The 19,103-nt window shown below is 54.7% G+C and carries 14 protein-coding genes; 9 read left to right on the forward strand and 5 right to left on the reverse strand.

The window, feature by feature from the left end:
- The first annotated feature begins 60 nt into the window (after positions 1–60).
- The gene (gene topA / locus ACILP3_RS01470; RefSeq protein WP_395614901.1) at positions 61–2,610 is read left to right on the forward strand and encodes a type I DNA topoisomerase; all 2,550 of its coding nucleotides are present in this window, start codon (positions 61–63) and stop codon (positions 2,608–2,610) included.
- A gap of 60 nt (positions 2,611–2,670) precedes the next feature.
- Here topA and era read toward each other — a convergent pair whose 3' ends face one another.
- The 3 genes from era to lepB are packed head-to-tail and all read right to left on the reverse strand — an operon-like array spanning position 2,671 to position 5,095.
- Positions 2,671–3,564: a GTPase Era gene (era, locus tag ACILP3_RS01475; protein WP_395614902.1), complete on the reverse strand. Its 894-nt coding sequence runs from the start codon at positions 3,562–3,564 to the stop codon at positions 2,671–2,673.
- Positions 3,561–4,232 carry a ribonuclease III gene (rnc, locus tag ACILP3_RS01480; RefSeq protein ID WP_395614978.1) on the reverse strand — a complete coding sequence of 224 codons (672 nt, stop codon included), beginning with the start codon at positions 4,230–4,232 and terminating at the stop codon, positions 3,561–3,563. Before rnc ends, era begins: the two co-directional genes overlap by 4 nt.
- On the reverse strand, positions 4,226–5,095 hold the full coding sequence (gene lepB / locus ACILP3_RS01485; protein WP_395614903.1) for a signal peptidase I: 870 nt from the start codon (positions 5,093–5,095) through the stop codon (positions 4,226–4,228). Before lepB ends, rnc begins: the two co-directional genes overlap by 7 nt.
- 121 nt (positions 5,096–5,216) lie before the next feature.
- Between lepB and pgi the strand changes: the two genes are divergently transcribed.
- The gene (pgi, locus tag ACILP3_RS01490; RefSeq protein WP_395614904.1) at positions 5,217–6,719 is read left to right on the forward strand and encodes a glucose-6-phosphate isomerase; all 1,503 of its coding nucleotides are present in this window, start codon (positions 5,217–5,219) and stop codon (positions 6,717–6,719) included.
- Between the two features lie 96 nt (positions 6,720–6,815).
- Positions 6,816–8,162, forward strand: a complete 1,347-nt coding sequence (gene gorA, locus ACILP3_RS01495) for a glutathione-disulfide reductase (RefSeq protein ID WP_395614905.1) — start codon at positions 6,816–6,818, stop codon at positions 8,160–8,162.
- Here the strand turns inward: gorA and ACILP3_RS01500 are convergent, their stop codons facing one another.
- Together ACILP3_RS01500 and ACILP3_RS01505 are read right to left on the reverse strand one after the other, a co-directional pair.
- The gene (locus ACILP3_RS01500) at positions 8,163–8,792 is read right to left on the reverse strand and encodes a glutathione S-transferase (protein ID WP_395614906.1); all 630 of its coding nucleotides are present in this window, start codon (positions 8,790–8,792) and stop codon (positions 8,163–8,165) included. It lies immediately after the preceding gene.
- A 55-nt stretch (positions 8,793–8,847) separates the two neighbouring features.
- On the reverse strand, positions 8,848–9,789 hold the full coding sequence (locus tag ACILP3_RS01505) for a rhodanese-related sulfurtransferase (RefSeq protein ID WP_395614907.1): 942 nt from the start codon (positions 9,787–9,789) through the stop codon (positions 8,848–8,850).
- A gap of 144 nt (positions 9,790–9,933) precedes the next feature.
- Between ACILP3_RS01505 and ACILP3_RS01510 the strand changes: the two genes are divergently transcribed.
- The 6 genes from ACILP3_RS01510 to ACILP3_RS01535 all read left to right on the forward strand — a co-directional run bounded on the left by ACILP3_RS01510 (position 9,934) and on the right by ACILP3_RS01535 (position 19,101).
- On the forward strand, positions 9,934–11,460 hold the full coding sequence (locus tag ACILP3_RS01510) for an acyl-CoA carboxylase subunit beta (protein WP_395614908.1): 1,527 nt from the start codon (positions 9,934–9,936) through the stop codon (positions 11,458–11,460).
- A 9-nt stretch (positions 11,461–11,469) separates the two neighbouring features.
- Entirely contained in the window at positions 11,470–11,913 is a 444-nt protein-coding gene (gene mce / locus ACILP3_RS01515; RefSeq protein WP_395614909.1) for a methylmalonyl-CoA epimerase, read from the forward strand.
- A 130-nt stretch (positions 11,914–12,043) separates the two neighbouring features.
- Entirely contained in the window at positions 12,044–14,167 is a 2,124-nt protein-coding gene (scpA, locus tag ACILP3_RS01520; RefSeq protein WP_395614910.1) for a methylmalonyl-CoA mutase, read from the forward strand.
- Positions 14,168–14,280: 113 nt separating this feature from the next.
- Positions 14,281–15,291, forward strand: a complete 1,011-nt coding sequence (gene bioB / locus ACILP3_RS01525; protein WP_395614911.1) for a biotin synthase BioB — start codon at positions 14,281–14,283, stop codon at positions 15,289–15,291.
- Positions 15,292–15,430: 139 nt separating this feature from the next.
- Positions 15,431–17,452, forward strand: a complete 2,022-nt coding sequence (locus tag ACILP3_RS01530) for a biotin carboxylase N-terminal domain-containing protein (protein ID WP_395614912.1) — start codon at positions 15,431–15,433, stop codon at positions 17,450–17,452.
- A 62-nt stretch (positions 17,453–17,514) separates the two neighbouring features.
- Positions 17,515–19,101 (forward strand): MFS transporter, encoded by a 1,587-nt coding sequence (locus tag ACILP3_RS01535; RefSeq protein WP_395614913.1) that lies wholly within the window; start codon positions 17,515–17,517, stop codon positions 19,099–19,101.
- Positions 19,102–19,103: the final 2 nt, after the last annotated feature.

The following is a 19,103-nucleotide window of genomic DNA, read 5'->3' on the forward strand; positions in this document are numbered from 1 at the left end:
CTGCCTTACCCCATCAGCCTATACGCGTACGCGAGAGATTTTAGAAAAGCACAAAATATCATGCAATTAGTTATCGTAGAATCACCTGCAAAAGCCAAGACAATCGAGAAATATCTGGGGCCTGGATTCAAGGTGCTGGCTTCTTATGGTCACATTCGGGATTTACCGCCCAAGGACGGTTCGGTTGACCCCGATAACGGCTTTGAAATGCTGTGGGACAATTATGCCGACAAGGCAAAGCAGCTGAAGGCGATCATGGACGAAGCTAAAAAAGCGGATGGCCTGATCCTTGCGACAGACCCTGATCGCGAAGGGGAGGCGATTAGCTGGCATGTGCAAGAAGTGCTTGCCAAGAAAAAGGTGCTGCCTGCCAAGGTTGGTCGCGTGACGTTCAACGCCATAACAAAGCAGGCTGTAACCGACGCGATGAAGCAACCGCGCGCCTTGGATGTCGACCTGATTGACGCCTATCGCGCCCGCCGTGCGTTGGATTATCTGGTAGGATTTACGCTATCACCCGTGTTGTGGCGCAAGCTTCCTGGCGCAAAGTCGGCTGGCCGTGTGCAGTCCGTTGCGTTACGCCTCATTGTGGAACGCGAACGCGAGATCGAAGCGTTCCGTGCGCAGGAATATTGGTCGGTGAGGGCTGGCATGGAACATAAGGGCCAAAAATTTGATGCCCGTTTGATCCAATATCTGGGCAAGAAACTCGACAAGATGGACCTAAAGACCGAAGCGGACGCGGAGCAAGCGCGCCTTGCGGTTGAATCGGGCAATTTTACGGTCGAAACTGTCGAAACAAAGCCGGTAACCCGCAACCCGCAACCGCCGTTTACAACATCGACCTTGCAACAGGAAGCTGCGCGTAAGCTGGGTTTTTCCGCCAGCCACACAATGCGCATTGCGCAGGGTCTGTATGAGGATGGCGCGATAACCTATATGCGAACCGATGGCGTGCAAATGGACCACAGTGCTATTTCTGCCGCCCGCAAATCCATCTCGGATCGGTTTGACAGCGGCTATTTGCCCGAAAAACCGCGCGTCTATCAGAGCAAGGCGAAGAACGCTCAAGAAGCGCATGAGGCGATACGTCCAACCGATTTTGGTAAGGACAAAGCAGGCTCAGGCGACCATGGCCGTTTGTATGACTTGATCTTCAAACGCGCGATGGCCAGCCAAATGGCATCTGCGCGCATGGAACGTACAACGGTCGATCTGCTCGACGGTACCGGACAGACCGGTTTGCGCGCGACTGGGCAAGTTATGAAGTTTCCTGGTTTTCTTGCCGTATATGAGGAAGGCTTGGATGACAGCGACGGCGAAGATGGCGCAATCTTGCCAGCCATGACCGTTGGCGACACGCCGTTTAAGCACGCTGCTGAAAAGACGCAGCATTTTACGCAACCACCGCCACGTTTTTCGGAAGCGACCTTGGTCAAGCGTCTAGAAGAATTGGGTATTGGTCGTCCATCGACCTATGCATCGACCATTCAGGTTTTGAAAGATCGCGCATATGTGCGTGTAGAAAAAAATCGTTTCTTTGCAGAGGAATCCGGGCGACTTCTCACAGCATTTCTAGAGCGTTTTTTCGAACGTTATGTCGCCTATGATTATACCGCTGGCCTTGAAGATCAGTTAGATGAAATCAGCGGTGGCCGTGCCGATTGGCAGTCTTTTCTGGAGGCGTTTTGGCGCGACTTTAAGCCGAAAACAGTTGAAGTCATGGAGCAGAAGCCGTCTGAGGTGACTGCAGAGCTTGATATATTCCTGTCGCCTTATTTGTTTCCGGAACGGGAAGACGGCACCGATCCCCGCCTTTGCCCGAAATGTGGTGAAGGCAGGCTAGCCTTACGGGGCGGAAAATTTGGTGCCTTTGTGGCGTGCTCAAATTATCCGGATTGCAAATATACGCGGAAGTTTGCGCAACCCGGCGGCGAGAGTGGGGATGATACCGGTCCAGAAGTGCTTGGCCAGCATCCCGAAACCCAAGGCGAAGTCAGCCGAAAATCAGGACGTTTTGGGCCATATTTCGAAATGGGCGAAGGCGCTGACGTCAAACGCGCTTCTATCCCTAAGGATATTACGGCGGAGGACATTGGGCTAGAATGGGCGGTGAAGCTGCTGTCACTGCCACGCACGGTCGGGATACATCCCGAGAGCGGCGAGCCAGTTACGGCCAGCATTGGGCGTTATGGGCCCTATCTGGCGCATAATGGGAAATATGCCCGGTTGCAGTCGACGACTGAAGTGTTCGAAACCGGCATGAACAGCGCCGTAGTGAAGTTGGCGGAGGCCTTGGCTAACCCGGGTCGTGGCCGCGGTGCCGCGCGCGCGCCGCTTAAGGAATTTGGCAAGCATCCACGCACGGATGCCGAGATTAAACTGATGGAGGGGCGCTTTGGCCCTTATGTCACCGACGGTACTACGAACGCGACAGTACCCAAGTCCATCTCGCCCAGCGAACTTACACTAGAGGAAGCGGCACAGTTGATTGATGCGCGCGCTGCGATGCCGTCTAAGGGCAAGGTCAAGAAGAAGGCTGCGCCCAAGAAGAAGGCTGCTGTGAAGGCCAAGCCTGCGGCGAAAGCAAAGACGAAAACAACGAAGTAAAACCAACCGTCGCCCCGGCCTGTGCTGGGGCGACGTGGTCTGGTGGTTAACTGAGCTGCGTCACTCCACCCACTCAAGCCCGATATCGCGATACAGGCTGCGGTCCTCGTCCCATTTAGCATGCACTTTCACATGCAAATAGAGATGGACCTTAACGCCCATGAGCTTGGCCAGTTCAAGTCGCGACGCCTCTCCAATGGCCTTAATCCGCGCGCCGCCTTTGCCTAAAACAATGGCGCGCTGGGTCGGGCGCGCTACTAAGATCTGTTGGTGGATTTCTAGTGAGCCATCTTCGCGTTCGCTATATTTTTCGGTCTCGACGGCGCTGGCATAGGGAAGCTCTTCGTGCAGTTGCAGATAGAGTTGCTCGCGTGTGATTTCTGACGCGATCAGGCGCTCGGTTGCATCGGACACCTGATCTTCAGGGAAATGCCACTCGCCCTCAGGCATATTGTCGGCAAGCGCCGTTTTGAATTCTTCTAAACCGTCGCCCGTTGCCGCGCTGATATAATAAATTTGCTCAAACGCGCATTTGTCAGTCAGTTTTGTGGTCAAGGCCAGCAATTTGTCCTTGGCCGCAATATCAACCTTGTTGAGCACAAGCCATTTGCGTTCAGGGCGATCTTTTAATCCTTCAAGGATCTTCTCAACCTTTGGTCCTGCGCCTGCGCGGCCGTCAACGATCAATGCGATCATGTCGGCATCGCCCGCACCGTCCCAAGCCGCCGCGACCATGGCACGGTCAAACCTACGTTGCGCCGCGAAAATGCCCGGTGTGTCGACGAGAATGATCTGGGTTTCGCCGGCCAAGGCGACGCCCAACATGCGTGTGCGCGTAGTTTGCGCCTTTGGGCTAACGATGGCGACCTTCTGCCCGACCAGAGCATTGACTAAGGTTGACTTGCCCGCATTTGGCGCGCCGATAATGGCGACATGTCCGCATTTTTTGGTCATGCGTTGGCTTCCAAAAATGCAAGAGCGGCGGCGGTTTCTGCGGCCTGTTTGCTGTTGGCGGTGGCCGTGATCGGCGCAAAGCCTTTTACGGTGACGGTGATTTCAAATCTCATGGCGTGGGGAGGGCCTTCTTTTTTGGTAATGACATATTCTGGAACTTTACGACCATTGGCGGCGCACCATTCTTGCAATTCGGATTTAGGATGTTTTGGGGCACCATTTGCCGTTTCAAGAAGTGGCCTCCAGAGCCGTTCTACAAGATCGCGGGCGACGAGTAGGCCATGGTCGAGATACACAGCGCCAATAATGGCCTCCATGATGTCACCTAAGACATTATCGCTTTGTTGGGCACCATCATCCCGGGCTTGCTTGCCAAGTCGGACATACAGCGGAAGGCCAATTTGCCGCGCAATATCGGCGCAGGTAACGCCCGAAACAAGCGCATTTAACCGGTGCGACAGGCGACCTTCAGCTTCATCCTGATATCGGTGATAGAGCATATCGGCGATGATGAGACCCAAGATTCGGTCACCAAGAAATTCGAGCCTTTGATAATCCAGTTGTCCGGTACTGCCATGCGTGAGTGCGCGCTGGTAAAGTGCCATGTCCTTTGGCTGCTTCGGGAGCAATTCCGTCAGCCACGTCTCTTGCTCGTGGCTGTTCAAAATCCTTGTCCAATGCGTTCCGCGCGCGTGGCGGTAAACCAAGTCCATGGCAGTAACCAATGCGACGATCCATCTGTGGAGAACACAGACACCAAAGCGCGTCCCACCAGATTTTCTTGTGGGACCATGCCAATCGCTCCGGGCTTATCGATGGGGGACCATCTGCTATCGGCGCTGCGATCGCGATTATCGCCCATAAGGAACAGGTCGCCTTCGCCAACAACGAATGCTTGCGTGTTGTCACCCTCTAGACCGTTCGCAAGATCCAAGATTTCGTAGCTTCTGCCTTCGGGCAGTGTTTCGCGAAAACGGGGGTAGCGGCATTGCGTGCCCCCATTGGCTGCTGGTTCCTCCATATCGGGCCGCCAGCAAGGGAATGGGTTGCGGTCAAGCTCAGCAGTATCGCGCATATTTTGCGTGACTGGGATGACAAGGTCAGCAATCCGCTGCTTCTTGACTGCAACGCCGTTAATTTCAAGGATGCCCTCGCGCATCTGAATAACGTCACCCGGTAGGCCAATGACCCGCTTGATATAATCCGTTCCGTTCGACATCGGGGCCTTGAAAACCACAACATCGCCGCGTGCCGGTTGGCGTGCGAAAATCTGTCCGGGAATAATCGGTAACGCAAAAGGGAGGCTGTTATTGGAATAGCCATAGGGCCATTTCGCCACCAGCAGATAATCGCCAATGAGCAAGCGCGGTTGCATCGATTCCGACGGGATGTTGAAGGGCGAAACGATGAAGCTGCGCAAGATGAACACGAACAAAGCAAGCTTCAGCAAGAAGCTGCCATATTCGCGCCATTCTGACGGAGCAGGCGCAGTTACAGGTGAATCGTCCGGCTTTTCAGTATGTGAAGTCACAAAATCTCGCAAAATATTGTCGTCGATTGACGTATCGGCTATCCTTTTACCGTGATGGCGCGTTATTTGCCAGCGCCGAGATTCACGCTGCGTTACTACGCCGATAATGAAGAGATAAAAAATGACCGATAATCGATGGACTGCGCTTGAACAGCATCAACCGCAATTGCTTGTTAACCTGTTCGCTTCGGACGCACATCGCGTGGAGAAAATGACGGTACAGCAAGCGGGTTTGCGTTTCGACCTGTCAAAAACGCATCTCGATGATCCAGCCCTAAGTCATTTTGTCACGCTTGCCCAAGATATGCAGCTTGATGCCGCCAAAGCGGCTTTGTTTTCGGGTGCCGCTATCAATGTGACCGAAGGGCGCGCCGCAGAGCATCTTGCCGAACGCGGTATGGGCGATCCCGAATCCGTTGGATATGCCCGCGCGCTGCAGCAACGCATGCGCGGCTTGGTTGAGGCTATTGATGCAGGCTTGATGGGCGATATCCGCCACATATTGCATATCGGCATTGGCGGGTCTGCGCTTGGTCCTAAATTGCTCATCGACGCACTTGGCCGTGATGGCGCACGTTATGATGTTAAAGTGGTCTCCAATATAGATGGTGCGGCGCTGACCGAGGCGGTGAAGGACATCGACCCGCACAAGACGATTGTCGCCATCGCGTCCAAGACTTTTACCACGACCGAAACATTGCTTAACGCCGCGAGCGCGTTGGAATGGATGCGCGACGGCGGGGTGGCTGACCCATATGCGCAGCTTGTGGCGCTGACGGCCTATCCCGATAAAGCAATCGAATGGGGGATCGACGAGAGCCGGATCCTGCCCTTCAACGAGACTGTAGGTGGACGCTATTCCATTTGGTGCTCAATCGGGTTCCCCGTTGCGCTTGGCCTTGGTTGGGCGGTGTATCAGGAAATGCTGGATGGTGCAGCCGCCATGGACGCGCATTTCCATAATGCCCCCATCATGGAAAACGCCCCGATATTGGCGGCATTTGTTGATCTTTATTATGCCCAGACGAAAGCGTGTCAGACGCGCGCGGTATTTGCCTATGACGAACGTCTGCGCCTTGTGCCCGATTATCTTCAGCAGTTGGAGATGGAATCAAACGGTAAGTCCGTGACCGCCGCAGGTGCGCCGCTTGGACGGCACAGCGCGCCTGTGACATGGGGCGGTGTGGGGACCGATGCACAGCATGCCGTGTTCCAACTCCTTCACCAAGGAACACACCTCATTCCGGTAGAATTCATCGCGAGCAAGACACCGGGGCATGATTTCGATACCGCGCATCATGAAACTTTGCTGGTCAATTGCTTTGCCCAAGGTGCGGCATTGATGGCGGGGCAGCAATCGGATGATTTGGCGCGGAATTATGTCGGGAACCGGCCGTCGACCACAATCCTGCTGGATGACGTCACGCCGTCAACGGTCGGAGCGTTAATTGCCTTTTACGAACATCGGACCTTCGTGAATGCAGTTTTGTTAGGCATTAACCCGTTCGACCAATTCGGCGTTGAATTGGGCAAGCAAATCGCCAAAAGCATCAGCGACAATGGCGCGAGCAGTTTTGACCCATCGACAACTGCCCTCATTGAGGCGGCGCTTGGCAATGTCTGAACAATCAGTATTTGCGCGATAAGACAAAGCGATCATACCCGTTAGTAAATGCGTGATGGTGTCCCCATATCGCGGTGACACAGGAAAGAACTATTTATGGCTGAATTTGATTATGACCTCTTCGTCATTGGCGCGGGCTCCGGCGGCGTCCGTGCATCACGGATTGCGGCATCGCATGGCGCGCGCGTCGCTGTGGCGGAGGAGCATCGCGTTGGCGGCACTTGTGTCATCCGCGGCTGTGTGCCGAAGAAGCTGTTGGTCTATGGGTCGCATTTCGCCGAAGATTTGCATGACGCACAACGTTTTGGCTGGAACACCGAAGGCGCGACATTCGACTGGAGCGTCTTGCGCGACAATGTCGCTGCCGAGGTTAACCGCTTGGAAGGACTTTATGGTCAGACACTTGGCAATAACAAGGTTGAGGTTTTCCGTGAACGCGCGACAGTGACTGGACCAAATCATGTTCAGCTTTCCAGCGGGCGGGACATTAAGGCGGCGCATATCTTGATTGCCACCGGCGCTTGGCCGTCTGTCCCTGATATTCCAGGCGCAGGCCATGGCATCACGTCAAACGAAGTTTTTAGCTTGCCCACATTGCCCAGGCGCGCCGTGATTGCGGGCGGCGGCTATATCGCCAATGAATTTGCAGGTATTTTTAACGAATTGGGCGTGGATGTGAAACTTGTCACACATGGCGACCGCATATTGCGCGGCTATGATGACGAGATTGTTGATCGCTTGGTCGATTTAAGTCGCCAAAAAGGTATCGATATCCATTTCCACTTCGGCATCAAATCGGTGGTGAAGCAGGATGACGGCACGCTTTTGATCGCGGGTGTCAATGGAGAGGTCATCGAGACCGATTTACTGTTATGGGCCATTGGCCGCACGCCGCACACCGTCGGGCTTGGCTTAGAAGAAGTCGGCGTGGACCTCGGTAAAGACGGCTCGGTGAAGGTCAGCGACGACAGCCGCACCAATATTCCCAGCATCTATGCGGTTGGCGACGTTACCAACCGCGTGCAACTGACGCCAATTGCCATTCGTGAAGGCCATGCCTTTGCCGACAGCGTGTTTGGCAACAATCCGCGCACGGTGAATTATGACTGCATTCCAACGGCGGTATTCAGCAACCCGCCCATTGCCAGCGTTGGGTTGACTGAGGCGGAAGCCCGGGCGCAATATGGCGACGTCAAAGTTTACAAAAGCGATTTTCGCGCGATGAAAAACGTGTTGGCCGACCGGAACGAACGGGCCTTGTATAAAATGGTCGTGGCGGGGCCGGACGAGCGGGTGGTCGGCCTTCACCTGATTGGCCCTGATAGCGGCGAAATTCTTCAGGCAGCGGCGATTGCGGTTAAGGCAGGGCTAACCAAACAGGATTTTGACGATACCGTCGCCTTGCACCCGAGTATGTCCGAAGAATTGGTTTTGATGAAATAATCAGGGAAAGTGAACGGGCGGATCGCCCGCTTTCCATGCTGGGTAGCGGGTCATGATCTGAATAAACAGGTCGCTGCCGACAAGCGCGGCGAGCCATTTTTGCAGCGCGGGGAGGGGCAAAGCCGCAAACCATTCCGCATCGGTTGCGGCGAATTGCCGGACAAAGGGGAATAAGGCGATATCGGTGAAAGCGGGCCGTGCGCCGCCCAGATAAAGCGCGGCCGCCAATTGGTCATTTAGGTCGGCAAGATGCGCCAACGCGGCATCACGATGCGCAATGCCATCGGTCAGATCATAACGATGCGGATATTTATAATGGTCCAAGGCTTGCTTAAATGGCCCGTCATTGGCCAAAATAAGATTTTGGTCATCAAGGGCCAGCCACCCCATGGGATCGTTTTGTGCGAGCGCCCAGCGCATGATATCGAGGCTTTCCTCTAACACCCTGCCATCGGGCAGCAATAAGACAGGCACGGTACCCTTTGGCGATGCTTCCAGCATTTCAGGCGGCTTGGCCCGCAACACAATTTCGCGCAGTTCCACATGCACGCCGCTGACCGCGACGGCCATGCGTGCGCGCATGGCATAAGGGCAGCGCCGGAAACTGTAGAGGATGGGCAGTGCGGTCATTTATCTCTTGCTGAGCCTTCTGCCTTGACTGTGCTCGACACCGATAAAGCCAACACTAAATATCATCACGTGGATTGACGCCAATATGCTGCTTGCCGCGCTTTTTGGCTAAGGCAATCTGCTTTTGCCGTTCGGCGAAGCGCGCGCGGTCATCGTCGGTGCGTTCGGCATAGCAAGCAGGGCAGGACACGCCTTCGATAAAATGGGCCGATGCCTTGTCTGCTTGCGAAATCGGGCGGCGGCAGGCGTGGCACAGCTCCATTTCGCCAAGCTCCAAGCCATGCTTCACCGACACGCGCTCGTCGAACACGAAACATTCACCCTGCCATTTGCTTTGTGCTTCCGGAATATTCTCCAGATAACGCAATATGCCGCCTTCGAGATGATAGACCTCGTCTATGCCTTCGGCCTTCAAAAATGCTGTTGATTTTTCGCAGCGGATGCCGCCGGTGCAGAACATTGCGAACTTTGTTTTGCCTGCCGCCAGTTCTGCCCGATGCGCGCGAAACCAGTCTGGAAATTCGCTGAAGGACTTGGTTTGTGGGTCGACCGCACCCTCAAACGTGCCAATTGCCACCTCATAATCATTGCGCGTATCGATCAACACGGTGTCGGGATCAGAAATCAGTGCATTCCAATCCTCTGGCTGCACATAAGTGCCCACCTCCCTTTTTGGGTCGATGCCTTCGACGCCGAGCGTAACAATCTCTTTTTTCAGGCGCACTTTCATCCGGTAAAAAGGCATTTCTTTGGCAAAGGAATATTTCACATCCAGTTCGGCGCAACCTGGAATATCGCGCAAAAACGATATTAAAGCGTCGATGTTGGTCCGGTTTCCAGCCACCGTTCCGTTGATGCCTTCATGCGCCAGCAATATCGTGCCCTTGATGCCGCCCGCCGCGCATTGCGCCTGAATGCCTATTTGCAGTTCCTCTGGCGCGTCAAATGCAACAAAGCGATAGAGTGCGGCAACTTTAATGGGATGAATTTCGTCCATGACGTGGCGCTATAACGCGCTTTTTGGATTTTTGCAGCCTCCAATCTATGGCGGGTTAAACAGAATTTAATCGCACGATTAATTTGCAATTGCCGCGACAGGATGCCAAGGCTTTTGGCAACAAAACTGCTTATGGGGAATGCCATGTCGGCCAATATCGCTGAACTGGAAGCACGCCGTGCGGCTTCGAAACTGGGGGGTGGGCAAAAGCGTATTGATGCGCAGCACGCCAAGGGCCGTCTGACCGCGCGCGAACGTCTTGATATCTTACTTGATGAAGGCAGCTTCGAAGAACTCGATGCCTATGTCACGCATAATTGCACCGATTTCGGCATGGCGGAACAAAAGATACCGGGTGATGGTGTTGTCACCGGAAGCGGTACGATTAACGGCCGTCTGGTCTATGTCTACAGTCAGGATTTTACCGTATTCGGCGGTTCCTTGTCCGAAGCCCATGCGATGAAAATCTGCAAAGTGATGGACAATGCGATGAAAGTCGGCGCGCCGGTCATCGGCCTGAACGACAGCGGCGGCGCGCGTATTCAAGAGGGCGTGGCCAGCCTTGGCGGCTATGCCGAGGTGTTTCAACGCAATGTCTTGGCCAGCGGCGTCGTTCCGCAGATTTCGCTGATCATGGGCCCATGTGCTGGCGGCGCGGTGTATTCGCCGGCAATTACCGACTTCATCTTCATGGTGAAGGATTCGTCTTACATGTTCGTCACGGGTCCCGATGTTGTGAAGACGGTGACCAATGAAGTTGTCACACAAGAAGAATTGGGCGGCGCAATATCGCATACGACCAAGTCGGGCGTGGCGGATAATGCGTTTGAAAATGATATTGATGCATTGCTGTCAGTCCGCGACTTCTTTGACTATCTGCCTGAGAATAACCGCGCGGGCGTGCCAGAGCGTCCGACGCAAGACCCATGGGACCGGATTGAAACGAGCCTCGACACGTTGATCCCGCCCAGCGCGAACCAGCCTTATGATATGCATGAGCTGATCCGCAAAACAGTTGATGAGGCGGACTTTTTTGAGGTTCAGCCCAGCCATGCGGCGAACATCATCATCGGCTTTGGCCGCATTGAGGGCCGCACTGTGGGTATTGTCGCCAATCAGCCAATGGTGCTGGCCGGCGTGCTCGACATCAACAGCTCCAAAAAAGCCGCGCGCTTCGTCCGTTTCTGCGATGCGTTTGACATTCCGATTATTACCTTCGTCGATGTTCCCGGTTTCTTGCCCGGCACCGCGCAGGAATATGGCGGCATCATCAAGCATGGTGCAAAGCTGCTGTTCGCTTATGCCGAGGCGACCGTGCCCAAAATCACCATCATCACGCGCAAGGCCTATGGCGGCGCGTATGACGTGATGGCGTCCAAGCATTTGCGCGGCGATCTCAATTACGCTTGGCCAACGGCTGAAATCGCCGTGATGGGCGCGAAAGGCGCGGTGGAGATCATCTTCCGTGGGCTATCGGCTGAAGAGCAAGCGGTGAAAACCGCAGAATATGAAGACCGCTTCGCCAATCCTTTTGTGGCGGCGAGCAAGGGTTTCATCGACGAGGTCATCTACCCGCATTCCACGCGGAAGCGGATTGCCTTGGGCCTACGGAAATTGCGCAACAAGGCGTTGGAAAACCCTTGGAAGAAGCATGATAATATTCCGTTGTGAGGATATAAAATGAAACTCGGCCGTCTCAACCATATCGGCGTCGCGACGCCATCCATAGCGGACAGCATCATCTTTTATCGCGATGTGATGGGCGCGACGAAGATTCATGATCCTTTCGACCTGCCTGATCAGGGGGTGAAGGTGTGCTTTGTCGATACGCCCGGCGCAGACGGAGCGATGAACGGCACGCAGATCGAGTTAATCGAACCGCTCCCCGGCAATGCTTCAATCGCGGCGTTCCTTGAAAAGAACCCGGCGGGTGGGCAGCATCATGTCTGTTACGAAGTGCCTGATATCCATGCTGCAAAGGCGGAATTTGAGGCAATGGGCAAACGCGTGCTTGGCGAACCACGGATTGGCGCGCACGGGACATTGATATTCTTTGTGCATCCCAAGGATATGCAAGGTGTTTTGACGGAAATTATGGAGGTGGGTGTAGGAGCAGAGCATTAGTGCGACCAGACACCACCCCGTCACCCTGAACTTGTTTCAGGGTCTATCTATCTGCCGAGAGAATCGGTTTGAGAGGCAAAATGGACCCTGAAACAAGTTCAGGGTGACGTCTTAATAAATGGAAGTTTTTATGACGAATATCGACCAGTGGAAAAAAGCGGCTGAAAAAGAGGTTAAGGGCAAGGACCTGACCTGGAATACGCCCGAGGGCGTTGCTGTAAAGCCGCTTTATACCGCGCAAGATGCTGGCGATCCCGGGCTTCCCGGCTTTGCGCCATTTACGCGTGGTGTGCGCGCATCCATGTATGCAGGCCGCCCATGGACGATCCGCCAATATGCGGGATTCTCAACCGCCGAGGAATCCAACGCCTTTTATCGCCGCAACTTGGCCGCTGGACAAAAGGGCCTTTCGGTCGCCTTCGACCTTGCCACGCATCGCGGCTATGACAGTGACCATCCGCGCGTTGTCGGCGATGTCGGCAAGGCTGGCGTTGCGATTGACAGCGTTGAGGATATGAAAATCCTGTTCGACGGCATTCCGCTCGATCAAATGTCAGTATCGATGACGATGAACGGCGCGGTCATTCCGATCCTCGCCTTTTTTATCGTTGCGGGTGAAGAGCAGGGGGTTGCCCAAGCCCAACTCGACGGGACGATCCAGAACGACATTCTTAAAGAGTTCATGGTCCGCAATACCTATATTTACCCACCCGAACCATCGATGCGGATCGTGTCGGACATCATCGCTTATACCAGCGCCAATATGCCCAAGTTCAACAGCATCTCCATTTCCGGCTATCATATGCATGAGGCGGGTGCGACCGCCGTGCAAGAACTTGCCTTCACCATTGCCGATGGCAAGGAATATGTGCAGCGCGCTATCGCGTCAGGTCTGGACATTGATGCGTTTGCGGGGCGCTTGTCGTTCTTCTTTGGCATTGGCATGAACTTTTTCATGGAAGTGTCAAAACTGCGCGCGGCGCGCACCTTGTGGCACCGCGTCATGGACGAGTTGGGCGCGCAGGATGAGCGTTCTAAAATGTTGCGCACCCATTGCCAAACGTCGGGCGTGTCTTTGCAAGAGCAGGATCCTTATAACAACGTTATCCGCACGACGGTTGAGGCAATGGCCGCGACCTTGGGTGGGACGCAGTCTTTGCACACCAATGCGCTGGATGAAGCCATTGCGCTGCCGACCGACTTTTCGGCGCGTATCGCCCGCAACACACAGATTGTGTTGGCTGAAGAAAGCGGCATTACCAAGGTCGTCGATCCTTTGGGTGGCTCTTATTATGTGGAGGCGTTGACGGCCGAATTGGTTGACCAAGCGTGGACAATTATCGGCGAAGTAGACGCACTTGGCGGCATGACGAAGGCCGTGGCATCGGGCATGCCAAAGCGCCTTATCGAAGAAGCTGCCGCCGCACGGCAAGCGCGTGTGGACAAAGGCGAAGATGTTATCGTTGGCGTCAACAAATATAAGCTCGCCACAGAAGACCAGCTCGACACGTTGGAAGTCGACAATGACTTTGTCCGTCAGGGGCAGATTGCGCGCCTTGCGGCCACCCGTGCCGCACGCGATGAGGCCGCATGTCAGGCGGCGTTGACGGCTCTGACTGAAGGCGCGAAAGGCGGCACAAACCTTTTGGCACTCGCCGTCGAAGCCGCCCGCGTCCGCGCCACATTGGGCGAAATTTCCGACGCGATGGAGGCTGTGTTTGGCCGCTACGCAACTACGCCGGTTCCCGTTCAAGGTATTTATGGCAGCGCCCATGAATTCGACAAACGCTGGGCGCAAGTATTGGATGGCGTCGAATCGGTTGGCCGCCGCTTAGGCCGCAAGCCCAAGCTCTTGGTCGCGAAAATGGGTCAGGACGGGCATGATCGCGGCGCCAATGTCATCGCGTCGGCTTTCTCGGATATGGGCTTTGACGTTATCAGCGGGCCATTGTTCCAAACGCCCGAAGAAACCGTTGTACTCGCGCTACAGCATGATGTTGATGCAGTAGGTGCATCCAGCCTTGCCGCCGGACACAAGACGTTGATTCCCGAATTGGTAAAAGGTTTGCGCGCGGCAGGACGCGGCGACATCAAGGTGATTGCAGGCGGTGTTATTCCACCACAAGATTATGATTTTCTGCGTGAGGCAGGGGTGCAGGGCATTTACGGCCCAGGCAGCAATGTCGTTGAGTGCGCCGCAGATGTTTTGACGTTATTGGGGCATAATATGCCGCCGTTGAACGATGCAACATAATGCTAAATACCACCGTCATACTGAACGTGTTTCAGTATCTTACTTTTTGCGGTGTTGGCACCCAAGTAAGACCCTGAAACAATTTCAGGGTGGCGCTAATGATAAGGGAAATTATGTCTAATCAACGCACCGACTGGACCCGCGCCGAGATCGCTGCTTTGTTTGATCTGCCGTTCGACGAACTGCTATATCAAGCGCAGACCGTGCACCGCGCGCATCATGCGGCGGGGCAGATTCAGCTGTGCACATTGCTCTCCATCAAAACCGGTGGCTGCCCCGAAGATTGCGGCTATTGTTCGCAATCTGTCAAAGCCGACAGCGGCGTTGCGGCAACGAAGTTGATGGACGTCCAAGCGGTGTTGCAAAAGGCGGCTGAGGCCGCAGATGCTGGCTCTCGCCGCTTCTGCATGGGCGCAGCCTGGCGCAACCCGAAAGACAGGGATATGCCCGCGATTGTGCAGATTGTTCAGGGCGTGCGCGCCATGGGCATGGAAACCTGCATGACCTTGGGCATGTTGACACCCAGCCAAGCCGATATGCTCGCCGACGCTGGTTTGGACTATTACAATCACAATATCGATACCTCGCCAGAGCGGTATAATGAGATCATTACCACGCGCACGATGGACGACCGGCTCGACACGCTGGCCGAGGTCCGCCGTGCGGGCATAAACGTGTGCAGCGGTGGCATAGTCGGCATGGGTGAAACCCGCGCCGACCGGGTGGGCTTTATTCATACGCTGGCGACCTTGCCACAGCATCCCGAAAGCGTGCCGGTAAACGCCTTGGTGCCTGTGAAGGGCACGGTGCTGGGCGATATGCTCGCCGATACCCCGCTGGCGAAGATTGACGATATCGAATTTGTCCGCACGATTGCGGTGGCGCGGATCACCATGCCAATGAGCATGGTACGGTTAAGTGCAGGCCGCGAGAGCATGAGCGAAGCGACGCAAGCTTTGTGCTTCATGGCGGGCGCGAACAGCATTTTCACGGGCGACAAATTGCTGACGGCGGCCAATGCAGGCGACGATAAGGACGCCGCGTTGCTGGCAAAGTTGGGTCTGCGCCCAATGGATGCAGAGGAGCCGCTTCGGGCTTGTAAGGCGTTGGAGGCGGCGGAGTGAGTTTAAATTCTCGGTATGCCGAACTCGTTTCACCTGCGGTGACTGACGTTCCAGCATCCATTTTTCAGCAACAACTGTCGGTGTGCGTGGCACCATGGACCCTGAACCAAGTTCAGGGTGACGGCTTTGGGGGAGTTATATGTTCAAAAAAATCCTAATCGCAAACCGTGGCGAAATTGCTTGCCGGATCATCAAAACCGCTCGCCGGATGGGGATCGCTACCGTTGCGGTCTATTCCGATGCCGATGCGCGCGCGCCTTTTGTGCAAATGGCCGATGAGGCGGTGCATATCGGGCCTTCGCCTGCGGCGCAGTCTTATTTAATTGCCGATAAAATCATTGCGGCGTGCAAACAAACGGGCGCCGAAGCTGTACATCCAGGCTATGGCTTCCTGTCCGAACGCACCAGCTTTGCCGAAGCATTGGCCAAGGAGAACATCGCCTTTATCGGCCCGCCCGTAAACGCAATTGCCGCGATGGGCGACAAGATTGAATCCAAGAAACTGGCGATGTCGGCGGGCGTCAATGTCGTCCCCGGCTTTGTCGGGGAAATTGATGACACGGAACATGCCGTGCGGATTTCGGAAGAAATCGGCTATCCCGTTATGATGAAGGCGTCTGCGGGCGGCGGCGGCAAGGGGATGCGGCTTGCCTATAATGAGCAGGATGTCCGCGAAGGCTTTGAAGCGACCAAGCGCGAAGGGCTGAACTCATTTGGTGATGATCGCGTGTTTATCGAGAAATTCATCCTCAATCCACGCCATATCGAAATCCAGATATTGGGCGACCAGCACGGCAATATTTTATATCTGAACGAACGCGAATGTTCGATCCAGCGGCGGCACCAAAAGGTGGTGGAGGAAGCACCATCGCCCTTCGTCACGCCGAAAATGCGCAAAGCCATGGGCGAGCAGTGCGTGGCGCTGTCGCGTGCGGTTGGCTATTACTCCGCCGGAACGGTCGAGCTGATCGTATCTGGCGCAGACCCAAGCGGCGAGAGCTTTTACTTTCTTGAAATGAACACGCGGTTGCAGGTGGAACATCCCGTAACCGAATGCATCACCGGCATTGATCTGGTCGAACAGATGATCCGCGTCGCTGCGGGTGAGAAGCTTGCCATGACGCAAGACGACATCAAAATCGACGGTTGGGCCATTGAAAACCGCGTCTATGCCGAAGACCCCTATCGCGGCTTTTTGCCGAGCACGGGACGGTTGACGCGCTATCGTCCGCCAGTGGCGGGTTGGACCGAGGATGAAGATGCTAATGGTCGCCGCGGTGTTGCGGGCATTCGTGTCGATGACGGCGTCTATGATGGCGGTGAAGTTTCGATGTTCTACGATCCGATGATCGCCAAGCTCATCACCTGGGGTAAAACGCGGAATGAAGCAGCCGACCTACAAATCGCGGCGCTTGACCGCTTCGAAATTGAGGGGCTTGGCCACAATATCGATTTCGTCAGCGCCATCATGCAACACCCACGTTTCCGATCAGGCGAACTCACGACTGGTTTCATCGCCGAGGAATATCCTGATGGTTTCCAAGGCGCAGCATCGACGCCCGAGTTGGTCACATCACTTTGCGCCATCGCTGGTTTTGTAGCGACGGCGGAGGCCGACCGCGCGCGGCATGTTGACGGTCAATTGGGCGATACGCTTGATCCGCCGGCCCGTTGGCAAGTGACGATCGGCGAGGCGGTCCATGAAATCGAAATGGTGGATGGCGACATCCATGTCGACGGCGTGCCTTTTGACCTGTCGATGGAATATGACCCCGGAGATCGCTTAATCGAAGCAGAAATCGGGGAAGATGAACTCGCAGTCAAAATCAGCAAAACGCGAACTGGCTTTCATCTGACGACGCGCGGCGCAACCCATTTTGCGCGCGTGTTGCCAGGGCATATCGCGCATCTTGCCACGCACATGATAGAAAAAATCCCGCCAGATTTGTCCAAGTTTCTGATTTGCCCAATGCCGGGACTGCTCACCAATTTGCATGTCAATGTCGGTGACACGGTTGAGGCGGGTCAACCACTCGCCGTGGTAGAAGCGATGAAGATGGAAAATATCTTGCGCGCGGAAAAATCCGGGACGGTAAAGTTGATCAATGCGCAGGCTGGAGACAGCCTAGCCGTCGACGCCGTGATATTGGAGATGGAGTGAACCTGCTTGTAAGTGCCGACATTGGCATTAAAACAGTCGGAAAGGGTTATTAGGGGAATATCATGGCCAGTACTGCCAAAACTGAAGTCGCACTTGATCCAAAGCGCGACCGCTTGGTTATAACAGCATCGTCGCTGGGCACAGTTTTCGAATGGTATGATTTTTTCGTTTATGGCATTTTGGCGGCGCTGATCGGCAAGCTGTTTTTCCCCGCGGATAACCCGACCGCTGCCACCTTGGCATCGCTTGCTATCTTTGGTGCAGGCTTTGGTGTGCGACCATTTGGCGCAATATTGTTCGGCTATTTCGGGGACAAAATTGGCCGAAAATATACCTTTCTTGTCACCATAACGCTCATGGGTGTTGCGACTGCGGCCATTGGGCTGCTGCCGACATTTGAAACCGCAGGGCTATGGGCCGCGGGTTTGCTATTGCTTATGCGCTGTCTTCAGGGACTGGCGCTTGGCGGCGAATATGGTGGGGCTGCTATTTATGTTGCGGAACATGCACCCGACGGCAAACGCGGCCAATATACCAGTTGGATTCAGGCATCGGTTGCTGGCGGATTTCTGCTCGCAGTGATTGTGGTGTTGATCACCCGCCAATCCATGAGCAACGAGGCGTTTGAGGCATGGGGCTGGCGTGTGCCGTTCTTGACCTCGATTGTGTTACTCGCGATTTCCCTCTTCATGCGCGTTAAATTGTCGGAAAGCCCCGTTTTTAAGGCGATGAAGGAAGCTGGCACGACGTCTAAAAATCCGTTTTTGGAAAGCTTTCAATATCCAGGCAATGTGGGGCGTATTTTCGTCGCATTATTCGGCGTCGCTGCCGGATTGACGGTTATTTATTATACCTCCCAATTCGGCACATTATATTTTCTGACAGGCACTGCGCGCGTTCCGGAGACTGATGCGCTTTTATATATGGCAGTAGGCGCGGCGTTGGCTGCACCGACCTATGTTGCGTGCGGTTGGTTGTCGGACAAATGGGGCCGCAAAAGGTTGCTCTTGCTTGGCTATGCGCTCTCCATACTGGGCGTGTTCCCAATTTTCTGGATGATGGCCGATGCGGCAAACCCAGCCTTAGCGCGGGCGACACAGAACAATCCTGTGACGCTGTCTATGCCAAAATGTGATTTTAACGCACTCAATCGCGTGCATGAAACGGAATGTGCGCAAGCGCTCAACTTCCTGACGAAGCGCGGCATAGCCTATAGCAAGCAGGCAAGTGATACCGTATCGTTGAACGTAGGTGACGCAAATATTAAGGGTTTTGATGAAAAAGCCTATATCACCGCTCTGGAAAAGGCGGGATACCCCGACAAGTCAGACCCAGCGCAGCGCGAACCTTGGAAAATCATCTTGGCGGTGTTCCTGATGGTGGCATTGTCAGGCATGACTTATGGGCAAGTTGCGGCAATCCTTGTGGAATTATTCCCGGCCAAAATCCGCTATACGTCCATGTCGATACCCTATCACATAGGCACAGGCTATTTTGGCGGGTTTTTGCCGTATATTTCCCAATATATCGTTGCGCAGACTGGTCAGCCTTTTTCTGGGCTTTGGTATACAGTGGCGATTACCGCGATGGCATTCATCGTAGCGTTGATTTGGCTGCCGGAAACATCCGGAAAAACGGAGCTGGATTGACA

This window comes from Sphingorhabdus sp. (assembly GCF_044239665.1).
In the GTDB taxonomy this organism is placed as follows: Bacteria; Pseudomonadota; Alphaproteobacteria; order Sphingomonadales; family Sphingomonadaceae; genus Sphingorhabdus_B.

Coding starts and splice junctions, on each gene's coding strand:
- ACILP3_RS01535 (WP_395614913.1), top strand. CDS start 17,515: ATGGCCAGTACTGCCAAAACTGAAGTCGCACTTGATCCAAAGCGCGAC.
- ACILP3_RS01500 (WP_395614906.1), bottom strand. CDS start 8,792: ATGACCGCACTGCCCATCCTCTACAGTTTCCGGCGCTGCCCTTATGCC.
- era (WP_395614902.1), bottom strand. CDS start 3,564: ATGACCAAAAAATGCGGACATGTCGCCATTATCGGCGCGCCAAATGCG.
- pgi (WP_395614904.1), top strand. CDS start 5,217: ATGACCGATAATCGATGGACTGCGCTTGAACAGCATCAACCGCAATTG.
- gorA (WP_395614905.1), top strand. CDS start 6,816: ATGGCTGAATTTGATTATGACCTCTTCGTCATTGGCGCGGGCTCCGGC.
- ACILP3_RS01505 (WP_395614907.1), bottom strand. CDS start 9,789: ATGGACGAAATTCATCCCATTAAAGTTGCCGCACTCTATCGCTTTGTT.
- ACILP3_RS01530 (WP_395614912.1), top strand. CDS start 15,431: ATGTTCAAAAAAATCCTAATCGCAAACCGTGGCGAAATTGCTTGCCGG.
- bioB (WP_395614911.1), top strand. CDS start 14,281: ATGTCTAATCAACGCACCGACTGGACCCGCGCCGAGATCGCTGCTTTG.
- ACILP3_RS01510 (WP_395614908.1), top strand. CDS start 9,934: ATGTCGGCCAATATCGCTGAACTGGAAGCACGCCGTGCGGCTTCGAAA.
- topA (WP_395614901.1), top strand. CDS start 61: ATGCAATTAGTTATCGTAGAATCACCTGCAAAAGCCAAGACAATCGAG.
- scpA (WP_395614910.1), top strand. CDS start 12,044: ATGACGAATATCGACCAGTGGAAAAAAGCGGCTGAAAAAGAGGTTAAG.
- mce (WP_395614909.1), top strand. CDS start 11,470: ATGAAACTCGGCCGTCTCAACCATATCGGCGTCGCGACGCCATCCATA.